The organism is Pedobacter jeongneungensis, from assembly GCF_000633455.1.
Classification (GTDB): Bacteria; Bacteroidota; Bacteroidia; order Sphingobacteriales; family Sphingobacteriaceae; genus Pedobacter; species Pedobacter jeongneungensis_A.
The window spans coordinates 176,747-192,724 of sequence record NZ_AYMG01000012.1 but is presented as its reverse complement, the minus strand read 5'-3'; the positions used below and the strand labels follow the sequence as shown (position 1 = coordinate 192,724).

Below are 15,978 nucleotides of genomic sequence, written 5' to 3'. Positions count from 1 at the left end.
ACAATATTATGAAGAAGATTGATCTCAATGTTGGTCTGTGGAGACACAGACCAAGGCGCGGTATATTCATCGTTTTTTTTTCTTCTAGGAGACACGAACCATGGTGCGTGGGGCAAAAAAACTTTAAAGAATTAACTTTAACTAAGTCTCTTGCAAAGGAGATTGCTTCGTCGTTCCTCCTCGCAATGACGATTTTATTCTTCATATTTTATAGCAATTTCAGATCTCCATTCAATTTATAAGTTTCACCAATTTTGGTTTCAAGACTTATATTGTTGTTTTTATAATGGATTTTACAGTTCCCCCCTGTTTTAGATTTGATGGTAATTGAGGTCAATAAGCCATTTTTCCAGGTCAAATCCAGTTCAAATCCACCACGTGCCTGTAAACCTTTAATCTCACCATTTGGAATAGCTGTAGGCAAAGCCGGTAAAATATCCAGATAACCTTGATGGCTCTGCACAATCATTTCAGCAATTCCGGCTGCACCGCCAAAGTTTCCATCAATCTGGAAAGGCGGATGTGCATCAAAGAGATTGACATAAGACCCAGCTCCATTATTAGCCGGTTTCATTAACATTTTAACCAGTTTCATGGCATGATCACCATCTTTAAATCTGGCCCAGAAATTAATCTTCCAGGCTAAACTCCAGCCAGTAGCATCATCACCGCGGTACAATAAGGACTGTTTAGCGGCCTGCATCATTTTTTCGTTGTTATCCCAGGTAATGTCATTTCCAGGATAAACACCCCATAAATGAGAAACATGACGGTGTTTATTGGTCGTATCATCCTTATCTTCCAGCCACTCTTGTAGCTGTCCATATTTGCCGATCTGATTTGGCGCGATTTGTTTTACCTTCTCCTTAAGGGATTTCCTAAAATCTTCATCCACATTTAATACCTCAGCAGCAGTTATACAATTTCTGAATAACGATCTGATAATCTGGTGATCCATCGTCGGACCGGCTACTAAACCACCATTTTCCGGAGAATTGGACGGTGTACTGATCAACCAGCCTGTTTTTGGGTCTTTCACTAAAAAATCTTCATAGAACAAAGCAGCCTGTTTCATCAAAGGATAAGCCTCGGTTTCGAGGAATTTACGGTCTTTACTAAATTGGTAATGTTCCCATAAATGCTGACTTAGCCAACCACCTCCACTAACCCAGATACCATGATTAGAGGCATTAATCGGGGCTGTACCATTCCACAAATCGGTATTATGGTGTAAAACCCAGCCACGCGCATTGTAATATTCTTTTGCTGTTACCGAACCAGTTTTTGATAATCCTTTTATTTTACTAAAAAGTGGCTCATTTAAGGCTGATAAATTAAGGATTTCAGTCGGCCAGTAGTTCATTTCGAGGTTAATATTGGTGGTGTACTTGCTGCCCCAGGGTGGTGTGAGCAGGTCGTTCCAAATACCCTGAAGATTAGCAGGTTGCGTTCCCGGCCTTGAACTCGAAATCAATAAATACCGTCCATATTGCATGTATAATGCTGCAAATGCAGGATCATTAGCACTTGCGAATTTGTCCAGTCTTTCATCTGTCGGTAGATTTTCATTCTCCGAAGTGCCAAAATCAACGCTAAAGTTGTTATAATAAGTTTGATATTCTTTAATGTGGTTCTGTTTAATTTCGGTGTACGCTTTACCTTTTAAACTATGGAGTGCTTTAACATTGGCCGTTGCAGGGTTCCCTGAAACATCCTGTGCATTGATAAAATTGGTTCCGCCAGTTAAATAAATTGTTACTTCATCGGCCTGATTGATGCTAATTTTGCCATTAATCACTTTTACCGAACCATTTTTAATTAAAGCTGTTAACCGGCTTTCTCCCTTAATCACACCATCTTTTACCTGAATAGCTAAAGCAATTACATCATTTCCTAAAGCTTTTACAGATGATTTTCGGTGAGCGCTGGAAAGTTCTGCATCAAAACTGATGGATGCCTTTTTATCGGCCATTAAATGGATTATAATGGCCTGGTTTGGCTGACTCGCAAAATACTCACGCTGATAATTTACGCCATTTAAAGTATAGGTTGTTTTTGCAATTGCGGTACTGATATCTAAGGATCTTTTGTAATTGGTAACAATAGATTTGGTCTGTTTGAAATACAGGTTCAGATCTCCAAAAGGCTGATAACTGCCCTGATATTGAGGAACGGCAGGTGGATCTTCATCCTGAATTTTATACTTCCATTCTTTAACCAGGGAAATGCCTTGCTCTACACTGCTTCCAACAGGATAAATGCCGATTTTTTTTGAAGTATCCTTATAACCTGCCAACCCGCCTTTATCAAAATAATTGAGCACCTGTATGGCGATCACATTTCTGCCCTTTTTGATCAATTTTGCGGGTATCGTGTATTTTCTAGGTTCCGTGTTATCGGTATTGCCAACTAGCTGTCCATTGATATAAGTAAAATCCTGGTCGCGGATGCGGTTAAGATCTAATATCAGATCTTTTCCCAGCCAATTTTCGGGAACATCAAAAGTTGTTCTAAACCAAACTGCACCGTCTAAATTGGCTAATCCAACCGCTTCCCAACCCTCGTAAGAAGGTACTTTTATCGTTTTCCAGGGTTTATCATCAAAATTAACAAGGGCTGGGTTTCCCTGTATGCCTTTTCCAGCTTTCATTTCAGCTACCCAAACTTTTCGGTCGCCCTGACTGCTTTGCAACCCCATAAACTGCTCCTGTGCCAACGCTTCAGTTTCTTTTTGCTTCCCCTCGAAAAGCAATTTTCTAATTTCGGGAAGATATTGATATGCACCTTTTCGGTTATAATCCCTAGGTTGACCCGTCCAAACGGTTTCTTCATTAAACTGGATATGATCTACAGCCGTTCCGGCGAAAATCATCGCGCCTAATCTGCCGTTTCCGATGGGTAAAGCATCTGTCCATTTTTCTGCGGCTTTAGTGTACCATAAAGTATGGTTGTTTTGTTGTGCAAAACTGCCTGCATGCACAACCAATATCAAAAATAAAATGCCTAATAAAAGTTTACACTTCATGTTATTGTCCTTTATCGCCCGAAATAATTTGGACGGTTGCTTTTACTTCTTTTTCCTTTTTAACGGCTTCTTTAACCCTTCTGAAATTATTATTCCCAAGGTATATGTTTTTGGTTTCCGCGCCGCTTAATTTCAAATAAGTAACCGTTTCTTTTACAGGAAAAGCATTGTACAAAAACAGATCGGATACGTTTGTAAGATCAATTACTGCTGAATTTGCTAGTGGCTCATTGCTTTTCAATCCATCAACAATCAAATTATTCACTTTAGAAGCTTTTAAAGATGGACCCAATTCTGTATTTACGGTTACATTATGAAACTCAATATTACTAGAATTTTGAATATAAAAACCAGTTTTGGCTTCCATGTTAATATCATTGAACGTAATATTATCGATAGGCATTTCTTCCAAACCATTTAAATAGCCTGCCTGGTTAACCTGACCGGTAATATTGCTGAAATGTATATTTCTAAAAATAGGCGTCCGCGCTGAAACAGGTTCTACATTTGTTTTTGCATACTGCATATCCAATACAATGGCCTGATCTTTAGTGTTTTTCATGATAATATTGCTTACCCTGATCTCTTCAACCACTCCGCCTCTGCCTCGTGCAGTTTTAATGCGGATCCCCCTATCTGTTCCGTCGAAAACGCAATTCGAAATGGCTATTTTTCGCACATCGCCCGACATTTCGCTACCAATAACCACGCCACCGTGACCTGATAACATCGTACAATTTGTAATTACGTAGTTTTCTGCCGGAATGGCCATTTTTCGTCCGGGTGCATCTTTACCTGATTTAATGGTAATGCAATCGTCACCCACGCTGATGTGGCAATCTGAAATGTGCACATTTTTACAAGATTCAGGATTGATACCATCGGTATTTGGTGAATGGGGATTGTTGATGGTAACCGCATGAACCTTAACATTTTCACAAAACTCAGGATTGATCGTCCAGAAGGGTGAATTGCGGATGGTAATTCCATCAATCAATACATTTTTGCAAAACATAGGCTGTATAAACGGCGGACGGAGAAAACCTCTTTTCATCTGCCTGGGGTCGTCAGGAAGAATAATATCTTTATTTAAGCCATCAAAAGTGGTTTGCCATTTTGATCGTGGTTGACCATCTTTATAACCTTCTACAAAATCCCACCACTTTTTACCATGGCCATCGATAATTCCCCGGCCAATAATCGAAATATTTTCTACCTTATAGGCATAAAATAACGGTGAAAAACTGGTTACGTCTACGCCCTCATAGCGGCTTTTAACCATGGGCATGTAATCGTCAAAATTATCGCTGAAGTGCAATTCGGCACCAGCATCAATTAAGATGGTAATGTTGCTTTTTAAATGAATTGCCCCGGTCAAATATTTTCCGGCTGGAAAATAAACGGTACCGCCACCCGCTTTTGATGCTGCTTCTATTGCATTTTTGATGGCAGTTGTGGCCAGTTTACTGCTGTCGTTTTTTGCGCCATATTTGATTACGTTATAGTAAGATTGGGCGTTGGCGGTTAAGCAAGTAGTTAAAGCAAGTACAAAAAATAAGGTTTTGAAAATATATTTCATTGTTTTTTATTATAGTTCGGTTCGTGGAGACACGAACCGAGGCATTTAATTTATTCGTAAAGTCCTCGTCCTCGTTTGTAACGAGGTTGAATGAGGTCAGCGATTTTATCGCTTTTCTATACGCCTTGGTTCGTGTCTCCACGAACCTATAAACCATTTCGGTCTGTGTGGACACAGACAGAGGATAGGCGCCTAACTTAATACATCTTAACTTTCACTGGCTACTGCCTTGGTTTGTATCTCCACGAACCAATCGGAGTTAATTTCGGTCTGTGGGGACACAGACCGAGGTGACTAACTTAATCCATTTTAACTTTTACTGCCTTGGTTCGTGTCTCCACGAACCAAAAACAATTTCGGTCTTTGAGGACACAGACAGAGGATAATTGATTTAATCCATCTTAACCTTTAAAGGCTTCAAATCTTTGCCTTTATAAATTTCTTTGCCATCAACAAACACCAATAACCCCTTACCCCTGTTATATTTTTTACCGGTTTTGTCCCATAAAATTGTCACTATTTTACCATGATAGGAAACATTATCCAGTATAAACCATTCCCATTGATTTTTCGGGATTAATGGAGAAATCTCCAAAACATTATCCTGATGAGGTTTTACACCAACTAAATCATTGATAATTAAATCATTAAAGGTAGAATGATTGTAAAAACTGCTTCGAGGATTGTCACCTTTTAGCCATTCTCCGGTTTTTTCATCCTGATACTCCCCTAAGTAAGGTTTTCCATTTTTGACATGGGATGCAGCATATTGATGCAATTCCTGATAAAAGATATTTGCATTCATTTTACCATGTTTTTTATAATTCGTTAACAGATTTGCCAATCCTTTTAACGTTTGTGAGCTGGCAAAAGGCCAAAGTGCCCCATCCCATTCGCAGCTATGCCCGGTTCCTCTGGTTCTGAATGTTGGATTTCTTCTTTCGGCTGTGGTTAAACCCCAGGGTGCTTTAAATCCGGCTGTATCCAATAACTGGTCCCACGCTTTTGCATAATTTGCCTGATCGTCGGGTAAATTGAAATCCCAGGGTGTAAAACCAATGGCTTCCCTTACCTCGGCCGAGCCACCTTTGGCTTTTCTCGTTTCAAAAAATGAAGCAGAAGTATTCCATAAACTATCCTGAACCAGCTTTTTAAGGGTAATTGCTTTGTTTTTATATTTATCTGCCATTGCTGTTTCACCTAAAAGTACCGATATCTTATCTAAGGCCACTGCATTTCCATACATATAGCTGCTTATGGTTGGACGTTGATTCTGGTCTTTACGTGAACCACTGATGGATTCTTCCATGCCATCTTTCACTTCATTTTGCCAAAACAATCCGTTTTTAAGCTGCCGTTCAGATTCCCATTTACCATAATCTTTATCTAATGCGGGCAAAATTTCTTTCAGAAATCCGTGATCCGGTTTTACCAGATAGTTTTGATAAATGGCATCATCCACCCAGCTGCTAAATTGATGAAAACGTTGTTTCGTTTGGCCCACATCGGCATGGTAAAGCCAGAATTTGATATAATCTTTCAGGTAACTGTTGTCTTTCAGCCACCTGCCTTCGTAAATGTGGTGACCCAATGCGCAGCTGATTGAGTTATATTTTCCTGCATGTTTAACCGGCTCAATAAACTCGGTAAATATGAAACCTTCAGGCGTTTTAACCAGGTGTTTACGGTAAGTCCACCAGCGGTAATAATAATTTTGTTCCAATACCGAATCCGGACATTCGAATAAAGGAGCCTGATCAGCTAGCCATTTAAAAGCCTCGTTATTTGGAATATAATTTTTTACGGCTTCAGTATCTATTGAATTAAAATATTCGACGTATTTCTTCAGCTTTTCTGTCCCCAGAATTGATCTCTGTTGCGCAAAGCCGGAAATTGTCAATATCGACAGTACTGCCGTTGCTATAAATTTTCTTGTATTTCCCATTATTCAAATAACCAATCTATGTCTTTTCCCCTGCCATCTAAACCTGCGTTAAAAATGCGTAGTTCCTGTTTATCATCAATAAAACCTAAAAGCAAACAGGCTCCTTTTCCTAAATTTAAAGTATGTGTTCCTGCCGGAAAAGTATACGCGTGTACATTTACCGGAGGAAAGCCATAAGACACCAACGCATTTGATATTTTAATTTCGGATTGACCGTAATTATTGGCACTTGCATCGGTTTCCAATTGTGGCGGAGCCAGGTATTGAGAATCTTTCTGGTTAAAAAAGCCAACCAGTAATTTTACAGGAGAATTGGTGCTAAACTTAATTTCTGTACCATTTTTAATTTGTCGTGCTTTGCTCAATTTAATGCCTTTTAAACCAAGTAATTGTTCAGCCACTTCTTTTATTTTAACTGTTGTGTCCGTAAAAAGTGAGGCATCTTTGGCTATGATATAACTTTCAGTTTCGTTCAATAGCTTAACATTGGCCGTTTTATAAGGTGTAATTGCAGCAAGCGTTCCAGCTTTTATTGATTTTAAAGAATCGATGCTCCTTTTAAAATGATTCAATTCTTTGATAAATACGGGCAACATTTCTCTCCAATGGATAAAAGTTTTGTCTACACCACGCATCGGTATTTTACGTTGTTTGGTTTGCATACTGTTGGCATACAGGTAATTATGATCGGTTAATTTAACCAGCTCTGCGTAGTGATTCACGCTTTTTTGTAAAAAAGGCAAGGCCTGTTCTAAATCGCTTACCTGGTTAGAATATTTATACCTCAATATCCAAAGGGCTGCTTTTACTTTCTCCGCATAAAAATTAGCCATGGCATCGTAGCAATAAATATCATTTTTAAGCCTTTTAAATTCTGCCGTATTCTTTTTTACGTTTGGCGCAGCTTCATTTATCGATTGGATGGCTTTTTTGCCGTGTTCAACCACTTCTTTTGCCACCTGAACAGGAGTTTCACCAATATGCCCCTGCTTCTTCCATTCCTTTTCTGCATAATCGATAATCATTTCACCTTCAGGCGCTTCCGATTCGTATAGTAAAGTAAAAAGTCCGTAACGGTACGGGTTAATCAATTGTGTCATCAGCATACCTAAAGTCAGCGTTTGCCGGTTACCATCTGTAATGCCGTATCTACGCAAAAGTTTTGGAGATATCTCTCCCGATTCTTCATAAGCATTCAAAATGGCTTTGCCACCCATTAAATCGGTACCGTATTTATCGCCGAGTTCTTTACCCCAATAGTCGATTTCCTGTTTGCGGTCGCGCTGCGAATTCCACGAATATCTTGCCCATTCTTTATACCAGATCCAATCGCGGTCTACCTCTAATAACCTGCCTTTTACTTCATCAGCCGAATATGGCCAGTCCCAATAACTTGCCTGTGGATATAAGTGTAATCCTTTTGCGCCATAAATTTTATTCATCGCCTGAACCGATTTTTGAATAAAATCAGCCGAACCATACCTAAATGGCTCTAAATTAGCTAAAATGTGCACGTTAGAAATGTTAACGGTTCCTATAGCCGCCAACTTTCTGTTTAAATCGGCCCAGGCACCACGCGGCGTATAAGTAGTTAAAGCTTCGCCATTAAATTTGTTTTCGGTATATAGATTATGATAAAGCGGCAATGCGGCTTTCATTACGCTCGGCGCATCAGTATCGTGTGCACGCAGTACAATTGGAGGTTCTTCCTTAATTCCGGCAGCTTTTAATCCATCTTTTACCCCAGGGATAATGGTTTTGGTAAACCAATCAATATCATCCTGGCCAACGCCTTCCATCGCTTCGCCCAGAGCCACCATTAAACCTACGTTCGGATATTTCTCCACAAATGATGCAATTGATTTTCGGGTGTAATCAGCTATTAAAGGGATAATCGGACGGTTTCTATCCTGTGTTTTTAAGCCATGTTTATCGGCGAAAGGTTTTGGAATAATGATATTATAAAACATCTGGATGACCCAAATGCCACGTTTATCTGCTTCAGTAGTCAAAAACCTAAAAATTTCTTCATTCTTTTTTAACGTAGCATCGTCTACCTCCACTGCATAAGGATAATCTTTTAACCTTAATAAGGAAGAAAAAGGATGCCCGTTCCATAAATAAAGCGAATTATAACGGTTCTCCACCATCATATCAAGGTATTTGATCCACAAAGCCTTATCATAAAGCCATGGAAAGGTTTCAGGCGTGTAAGGATATTCGTAAACATCATGTCCGGGCAGGTAATCGGGTTTCTGCAGGCCGATACAAGTGCCACGTAATACCATTTCTGGCTGATCGGAAACAGACAGTTGTTTAGGTAATTTACCCGTGCTATTAATTTGATCGGCCAATTCTATACAGCCATACAAGGCACCCGATGCATCGTTACCGATTATATAGATTGTACCGTTTTTTGACGTATAGATATGGAAACCTTCCTTTTTTGTAACGGAGATCTTATTTTTAATTTCCGTAGGAAGATGGTTGGTAAAAAGTTTATCAGAAAATACGCCAATCACAATCACATTGCCCATACCACTGAATTTATCCTTTATTTCAATTTTGGTCGAATAGTTTAATTGAGATAAAGCTTTTGAAATTCTTTCTGCACCGAAACGTACCCGAACATGGTTCTCCGTAGAAATTATAATGGTTTTTTGTGCACGATTAGTTGCCTGAGATAAAGGTATCGATAAAAAATAACAGGAAATAAAAATCAGAAAATTTCTCATTCAGTTTGGCGCTAACAACTCCCCTTTTACGGAAAGATGATATGTGATATTTGGTTAAAATATTATTTAAATATAAAAATAATATTCAAATATAAGTAAATTAGCCATTCGTCTTTGTAAAATTTATGCAAGGTAAGACGCCTGGTATCTTCATGGCAGTGTATGACAATATCTGTTAATATTTAGACAAGAAGATAAAATTTTTAACCAACAATATTTATTTTATTTGTATTCTATATTCTAATCAATTATAATTTATAACCATACATGTTTTCACTAAAAAACAAAAGAGCCGTGGTTACAGGCGGGGGAAGCGGCATTGGAAAGGCCATTGCAACCATTTTAGCTAAACAGGGTGCCGAAGTTCACATCATCGAACTGGGAACTGAGCAAGCACAGGATACGATCAATGAAATTAAAGAAAACGGCGGTACAGCATTTAGTTATGGCTGCGATGTTTCTGATCATAAAGCGGTTCACGATGTTTTTAACGAGATTGGGCAGATCAACATCCTGATCAATAATGCAGGTATTGCGCATATTGGAAAGGCCGATACTACTGAAGAAGCGGACTTTGACCGGGTAATGCGCGTAAATGTTAAAGGTGTTTACAACTGTTTGCATGCAGCCATTCCACAGATCCGTTTAGCCGGTGGAGGTGTGATTATCAATATGGCATCAATTGCGGCTTTGATTGGCCTACCCGACCGTTTCGTGTACAGTGCGGCAAAAGGTGCAGTTAAAGCCATTACCATGAGCGTGGCCAAGGATTATATTGGCGAAAACATCAGGTGTAATTCCATATCTCCGGCAAGGGTACACACGCCTTTTGTGGATGGCTTTTTACAGAAAAACTATCCGGATAACATCCCTGAAATGTTCGAAAAGCTTTCTAAAACACAACCTATCGGTAGAATGGCGAAACCGGAAGAAGTAGGCGCGCTGGCTTTATACCTCTGCAGTGACGAAGCTTCTTTTATTACGGGCTGCGATTACCCTATTGATGGTGGATTTACGACCTTAAACAATTAATAACACAATTTTAAATATAATATAATGAAATTAATACGATTTGGCGAAGCGGGAGCTGAAAAACCAGGAGTGATTATAAACGATAATTATTTCGATGTTTCTGCATTGGTGAAAGATTATAATGAAGATTTTTTTGGCGGTGATGGCTTAGAAAAACTTAAAAAAGACATCGAATCTGCTGATTTAACACAGGTTGATAAAGGCGTACGCCTTGGCCCTGCATTGGCTCGTCCTTCTAAAATTATCTGTGTAGGTTTAAACTATAAAGACCATGCTGCAGAAACCAATGCACCTATCCCCTCAGAGCCGATTTTATTCTTCAAGGCTACTTCGGCAATAGTTGGTCCAAATGATGACTTAATTATCCCAAAAAATAGCAAAAAAACCGATTGGGAAGTAGAATTGGCCATTGTTGTGGGTAAAAAAGCAAGTTATGTTTCCGAAGAAAATGCTTTGGATCACATCGCGGGTTATGTGTTGCACAATGATTACAGCGAGCGTGAGTTTCAGATCGAAAGAAACGGACAATGGGTAAAAGGAAAAAGCTGTGATACTTTTGCGCCGATCGGCCCGTTTATCGCTACTCAGGATGAAATTGCCGATGTACACAATCTTCGCCTTTGGTTAACTGTAAACGGCAAAACATTACAGGATGGCAATACTTCAAACCTGATTTTTAATGTTCCTTTTATGATTTCATACATCAGCCAGTTTATGACACTTTTACCTGGAGATGTAATTACCACTGGAACGCCTGCAGGTGTAGGTTTGGGCCAGAAACCGGAGCCCTGGTATTTAAAAGCGGGTGATGTGGTAGAATTAGGGATAGATGGCCTGGGCACCAGCAAACAAACGGTTAAAGCTTACAACGGAAATTAACATGAAAAGATACTGCTTAACACTTGACCTTATAAATGATGAAAAGCTGATAGAAGAATATAAGCAGTATCATCAATCGGTTTGGCCGGAGATTAAAGAAAGTATAAGTTCTTCAGGCATCGAAAACCTGGAAATATATCTCCTTGGTAACCGGTTATTTATGATTATGGAGGTGAACGAAAGCTTCTCTTTTGATAAAAAGGCAAAAGCTGATTTAGCCAATCCGAAAGTGCAGGAATGGGAAACTTTAATGTGGAAGTTCCAGCAGGCCATGCCAGGTGCAAAACCAGGTGAAAAATGGATTTTAATGGACCAGATTTTTAAACTTTAATCGCTTTTTATGATTGATACACATGTGCATTTTTGGAATTTCGATCCGGTTAGGGATAGCTGGATCAATGAAGAGATGAAGGTTATCCAGCAGGATTTTCATCCGAAAAATCTGTCAGGGGCATATCACGATCTTCAGATTACCGGATGCATTGCCGTACAGGCCAATCAATCGGAAGAAGAAAACCGTTTTCTATTAAATTTAGCTGAAGAAAAAGAAATCATTAAAGGTATTGTGGGCTGGGTGGATCTGCTTAATCCCAATTTGGATGAACGTTTAGCCTATTGGAGCAATTTCAAGGCCATTAAAGGCTGGCGACACATTTTACAGGCAGAAAATTCGGAATTTATTTTGAATAAAAAATTCATTGCCGGCGTTAACCTGTTAAAAAAATACAATTACACCTACGATTTATTGTGCTACCACAATCAATTGCCTGATATTATCAAAATGGTTGATCAGGTTCCACATCAGCCATTTGTATTGGATCATTGTGGTAAACCAGATGTGAAAAGCCAGGATTTAAAATCATGGTCGGAAAATATTAAAACCTTAGCAGCCAACCCTAATGTGCACTGTAAAGTTTCTGGTTTACTAGCAGAGGCTGATTGGAAAAACTGGAAAGAAAAAGAACTTTTCAATTGTTTTGATACGGTTTTCGAACATTTCGGCACTGAAAGGGTGATGTATGGCAGCGATTGGCCGGTGATGTTAATCAGCAGGCCGTACCAGGATTGGTTTAATTTAGTGCATAAATATGCCGAACGATTTTCTGCAGAAGAACGTAAACTGATTTTTAGCGATAATGCGAAAGCGTTTTATGGTGTTTAACGACCTATTTTTGACCAATTTGTCATCCTGAATGCAATGAAGGATCTTTTTGATGATGTTTTATTTGCAAAGGATTCTTCACTGCGTTCAGAATGACAGATCAGAACCCTACGCAAAAAAATCTATATTCTCCATAACTAAAATACAAAACAGCAGATAGAGCAGGATGGAAAATATAATATAAAATATTAGTTTTCGCTTTTTAAAAATAGAATCTGACCAATACAATATTTAAATATGAGTAAAAAGATTACATTCCCTTACAATCCCCAATTCCCTTCTGTAGCGGACTTAAGAAAAAAGGCAAAATCAAGGATTCCTAAATTTGCTTTTGACTACCTGGAGGGAGGATGTAACGAGGGACTTAATTTATCGCGAAACGAGAGCGACTTCGACAATATTTACCTCAAACCGAATTACTTACGTGTTGGTGGAGATATCGACATGTCGGTTGAATTATTTGGCCGTCGTTACAGTGCTCCATTTGGGATATCTCCGATTGGTTTGCAAGGTTTGATGTGGCCTAATGCACCCGAAATTTTAGCTAAGGCTGCCGCTAAAGCCGATATTCCTTATACATTAAGCACTGTATCCACCAGTAGTATCGAACGAATTGCCGAAGTATCTGAAGGAAAAGCATGGTTTCAATTATACCATCCTACGGAAAATAGCCTGAGAGATGATATTTTAAGTCGCTTAAAAGCTGTTGAATGTCCGGTATTAGTGGTTTTGGTTGATGTGCCTGCATTTGGTTTACGATATAAAGAAATTAAGAGTGGCTTATCTATTCCACCAAAAATGTCAGTCAATAATATCTTGCAGGCTTTTGCCCGTCCGCTATGGGGCATTAAAACCCTGCAACATGGAATTCCATCATTTGCTACCTTAAAACCTTATATGGAAAAAGGAATGGATATGTCGCAACTGGGACAGTTCATGAACAAAACATTTACGGGCAAGGTTGATATTGAAAAGGTATCTGCCATTCGTGATCTTTGGAAAGGACCTTTGGTACTGAAGGGAATCGCGACTGATGAAGATATGCAGGCTGCTATCCAAATCGGTGCTGATGGTGTGATTGTTTCCAATCATGGTGGCAGACAAATTGATGCGGGTGAATCCTCAATCAATTCTTTAATTAAACTCGCGGGAAATGATGCTTACAAATCAAAACTCAAGATTATGTTAGATGGTGGTATTCGTTCTGGCGTTGATTTAGCAAGAGCACATGCCGTTGGATCTGAATTTAACTTTATGGGCCGGCCTTTTATGTATGGAGTTGGTGCTTTAGGGAATGAAGGAGGCGATCATACCATCAACATGTTCAAAACTCATTTATACCAGATCATGCAACAATTAACCATTGAGCATATTACACAATTTCCTGATCGGTTATTAACCCCTTAAAGCCGAATTTGCACATAAAATAAACAAAAAGAGGCTGTATCATAAACATAGTTTCTAGAAATTTGTCACGTTGAGCCTGTCGAAACGCCTTAAACAGTGTTAAGGTAGGTCCTTCGGCAAGCTCAGGATGACAATTCTATATTTATGATACTTCCTCTTCAAATTTTATCAATGATCTTTGTCTATTTCTTAAGTATTGGTGTTTACAAAAACTTGTAAGTGGTACTCGTTTTATACGTTTCGCCTGGTTTAAGTACCGTTGACGCAAAGTTTGCATGGTTCGGTGCATCAGGAAAATGCTGTGTTTCCAAACAAAAAGCAGAACGGTGAGGATAAGATTTCCCGCCTTTACCATCTTTATCTACACCTGTTAAAAAGTTACCGCTATAAAATTGTATTCCAGGCTCTGTGGTGTAAACTTCTAAAGTAATTCCTGTAACCGGACTTTTAACAATCGCTACAGGCGTTTTGCCATCGTGATGGGTTAAAACAAAGTTATGGTCGTAACCTTTCCCGAATTTTAATTGCTGGTCGTTTTCACCTATCGATTTGCCAATGGTTTTCGCTTTATTAAAATCGAAGGCCGTGCCAGCTACAGGCTGCAATTTACCAGTTGGAATCAAGGTCGAATCTACAGGGGTATAAGCATTTGCATCGATACTTAGTTCGTGATCAAGAATGGTGTTGTTTCCTTCACCGTTCAGGTTAAAATAAGCGTGGTTGGTTAAATTTACCACGGTTGCTTTATCCGTAGTGGCCAGATAATCAATCTGTAAAGCATTGTCATCCGTTAGCGTATAAGTTACTTTAACGTTCAGTTTGCCCGGATAACCTGCTTCTCCATCATTAGAAACATAACTCAACTCCAGTTTTTGTCCATCTTGTTTGGCCTCCCAAACCTTCGAGAAAAATCCGTCTGTACCACCATGTAAGGTATTAACACCATCGTTAAGCTGTAAAGCATATTCTTTTCCTTCAAGGGTAAATTTACCTTTGCCAATGCGGTTACCATACCTGCCAATCAGTGCACCAAAAAACGGCTCGCCTTTTTTACGGTAAGCACCAAGGCTATCATAACCCAGTACCACATCGGTTAATTTTTTGTTTTTATCTGGTACCAGGAGCGAAACAATCCTTCCTCCATAATTGGTAATGGAAACTGAAGCACCCTCTTTGTTTTTTAAGGTATAAAGTTTAACGCTTTTGCCATCGATGGTTGCGGAATATTTTAAAGAATCGCTTTGTTCGGTTGCCTGGCTTCCTTTATCTGATTTGGGATTACAGGAGGTGAAAGCAATGGTTAAACACAATGTAGCGAAGGGCAAAGCCTTAAGGAATATTTTTTTCATCTGGTTAAAATTTGAGCTTAAACGAGACTCTGCAATGTCTGCAAAAGCGGTATTGGCTCTGTTTAAATTTATTTTTGGTTAAGGCTAAAGTAGTAAAAATAATTAACGTTATTGTAACGATTATAATTATTGTTAAGCTAATATTAATGATGATTATCAACAGTAAAAAAAATCACATAATTTAGCAGCTGTATGTACGATTTGAATTTCAGGCCTAAAGCTTTTCTTTTTGATTTAAATGGCACCATGATCAATGATATGGAATACCATACTTTGGCCTGGTATGCTATTATGACGGAGGATCTAGGTGCTAAACTTGATTACGAAAGTGTAAAAAAGGAAATGTACGGTAAAAACCATGAGGTTTTGGCCCGCGTTTTTGGCAACGACAGGTTTAGCCAGGAAGAAGTTGAACGGCTTTCGATCGACAAGGAGAAACGCTATCAGCAAGGTTATATGCCACATTTGGCTTTAATTGATGGCTTAAGTGATTTTTTAGCACGTGCGAAAGAAGCCAATATCCGAATGGCCATCGGCTCTGCAGCCATACCTTTTAACATCGATTTTGTGGTTGATGGGCTTAACATCCGTCATTACATGGATGCGATTGTAAGTGCCGATGATGTATCGGTAAGCAAACCTGATCCCGAAACTTTTTTAAAGGCAGCATCGGCTTTAGGTGTTGCACCTGCAGATTGCCTTGTATTTGAAGATGCACCAAAAGGTGTAGAATCGGCACTGAATGCAGAAATGTCCTGTATTGTACTTACTACAACACATCCAATTGAAGAATTTGAAGGTTATCCGAATATCTTAGGCTATATTAAAGATTATAACGATACCAAACTAAATACGCTATTTTAAA

Annotated in this window: 11 protein-coding genes; 6 read left to right on the top strand and 5 right to left on the bottom strand. The window is 39.0% G+C overall.

Translation table 11 applies throughout. From position 1 onward, the window contains the following. Positions 1-208: 208 nt before the first annotated feature. The 4 genes from U859_RS0112040 to U859_RS0112025 form a co-directional block, all read right to left on the bottom strand. Complete coding sequence (locus U859_RS0112040) at positions 209-3,025, bottom strand: glycosyl hydrolase family 95 catalytic domain-containing protein (RefSeq protein WP_025143619.1); 2,817 nt, start codon at positions 3,023-3,025, stop codon at positions 209-211. Between the two features lies 1 nt (position 3,026). Then, positions 3,027-4,604: a glycoside hydrolase family 28 protein gene (locus U859_RS0112035; protein WP_025143618.1), complete on the bottom strand. Its 1,578-nt coding sequence runs from the start codon at positions 4,602-4,604 to the stop codon at positions 3,027-3,029. 391 nt (positions 4,605-4,995) lie between these two features. Next, positions 4,996-6,549 (bottom strand): MGH1-like glycoside hydrolase domain-containing protein, encoded by a 1,554-nt coding sequence (locus U859_RS0112030; protein WP_025143617.1) that lies wholly within the window; start codon positions 6,547-6,549, stop codon positions 4,996-4,998. Beyond that, positions 6,549-9,284 (bottom strand): hypothetical protein, encoded by a 2,736-nt coding sequence (locus U859_RS0112025; RefSeq protein ID WP_025143616.1) that lies wholly within the window; start codon positions 9,282-9,284, stop codon positions 6,549-6,551. Before U859_RS0112025 ends, U859_RS0112030 begins: the two co-directional genes overlap by 1 nt. 267 nt (positions 9,285-9,551) lie before the next feature. On the opposite strand from U859_RS0112025, the gene U859_RS0112020 reads away from it, so the two are divergent. The 5 genes from U859_RS0112020 (at position 9,552) to U859_RS0112000 (ending at position 13,764) form a co-directional block, all read left to right on the top strand. After that, positions 9,552-10,316: an SDR family NAD(P)-dependent oxidoreductase gene (locus U859_RS0112020; RefSeq protein WP_025143615.1), complete on the top strand. Its 765-nt coding sequence runs from the start codon at positions 9,552-9,554 to the stop codon at positions 10,314-10,316. A gap of 24 nt (positions 10,317-10,340) precedes the next feature. After that, positions 10,341-11,195 carry a fumarylacetoacetate hydrolase family protein gene (locus U859_RS0112015; protein WP_025143614.1) on the top strand — a complete coding sequence of 285 codons (855 nt, stop codon included), beginning with the start codon at positions 10,341-10,343 and terminating at the stop codon, positions 11,193-11,195. Between the two features lies 1 nt (position 11,196). Next, positions 11,197-11,526, top strand: coding sequence for an L-rhamnose mutarotase (locus U859_RS0112010; RefSeq protein WP_025143613.1), 330 nt, complete (start codon positions 11,197-11,199; stop codon positions 11,524-11,526). 9 nt (positions 11,527-11,535) lie between these two features. Beyond that, positions 11,536-12,357 (top strand): amidohydrolase family protein, encoded by an 822-nt coding sequence (locus U859_RS0112005; RefSeq protein WP_025143612.1) that lies wholly within the window; start codon positions 11,536-11,538, stop codon positions 12,355-12,357. 237 nt (positions 12,358-12,594) lie between these two features. Then, complete coding sequence (locus U859_RS0112000; protein WP_025143611.1) at positions 12,595-13,764, top strand: alpha-hydroxy acid oxidase; 1,170 nt, start codon at positions 12,595-12,597, stop codon at positions 13,762-13,764. 203 nt (positions 13,765-13,967) lie between these two features. Here the strand turns inward: U859_RS0112000 and U859_RS0111995 are convergent, their stop codons facing one another. Then, positions 13,968-15,113, bottom strand: coding sequence for an aldose epimerase family protein (locus U859_RS0111995; protein ID WP_025143610.1), 1,146 nt, complete (start codon positions 15,111-15,113; stop codon positions 13,968-13,970). 192 nt (positions 15,114-15,305) lie between these two features. On the opposite strand from U859_RS0111995, the gene U859_RS0111990 reads away from it, so the two are divergent. Continuing rightward, complete coding sequence (locus U859_RS0111990) at positions 15,306-15,977, top strand: HAD family hydrolase (RefSeq protein ID WP_029985690.1); 672 nt, start codon at positions 15,306-15,308, stop codon at positions 15,975-15,977. The last annotated feature ends 1 nt before the right edge of the window (position 15,978 follow it).

Bases quoted from the DNA above. Each gene is read 5' to 3' on its own strand.
- U859_RS0112040 (WP_025143619.1), bottom strand. From the start codon at position 3,025: ATGAAGTGTAAACTTTTATTAGGCATTTTATTTTTGATATTGGTTGTG.
- U859_RS0112035 (WP_025143618.1), bottom strand. From the start codon at position 4,604: ATGAAATATATTTTCAAAACCTTATTTTTTGTACTTGCTTTAACTACT.
- U859_RS0112030 (WP_025143617.1), bottom strand. From the start codon at position 6,549: ATGGGAAATACAAGAAAATTTATAGCAACGGCAGTACTGTCGATATTG.
- U859_RS0112025 (WP_025143616.1), bottom strand. From the start codon at position 9,284: ATGAGAAATTTTCTGATTTTTATTTCCTGTTATTTTTTATCGATACCT.
- U859_RS0112020 (WP_025143615.1), top strand. From the start codon at position 9,552: ATGTTTTCACTAAAAAACAAAAGAGCCGTGGTTACAGGCGGGGGAAGC.
- U859_RS0112015 (WP_025143614.1), top strand. From the start codon at position 10,341: ATGAAATTAATACGATTTGGCGAAGCGGGAGCTGAAAAACCAGGAGTG.
- U859_RS0112010 (WP_025143613.1), top strand. From the start codon at position 11,197: ATGAAAAGATACTGCTTAACACTTGACCTTATAAATGATGAAAAGCTG.
- U859_RS0112005 (WP_025143612.1), top strand. From the start codon at position 11,536: ATGATTGATACACATGTGCATTTTTGGAATTTCGATCCGGTTAGGGAT.
- U859_RS0112000 (WP_025143611.1), top strand. From the start codon at position 12,595: ATGAGTAAAAAGATTACATTCCCTTACAATCCCCAATTCCCTTCTGTA.
- U859_RS0111995 (WP_025143610.1), bottom strand. From the start codon at position 15,113: ATGAAAAAAATATTCCTTAAGGCTTTGCCCTTCGCTACATTGTGTTTA.
- U859_RS0111990 (WP_029985690.1), top strand. From the start codon at position 15,306: ATGTACGATTTGAATTTCAGGCCTAAAGCTTTTCTTTTTGATTTAAAT.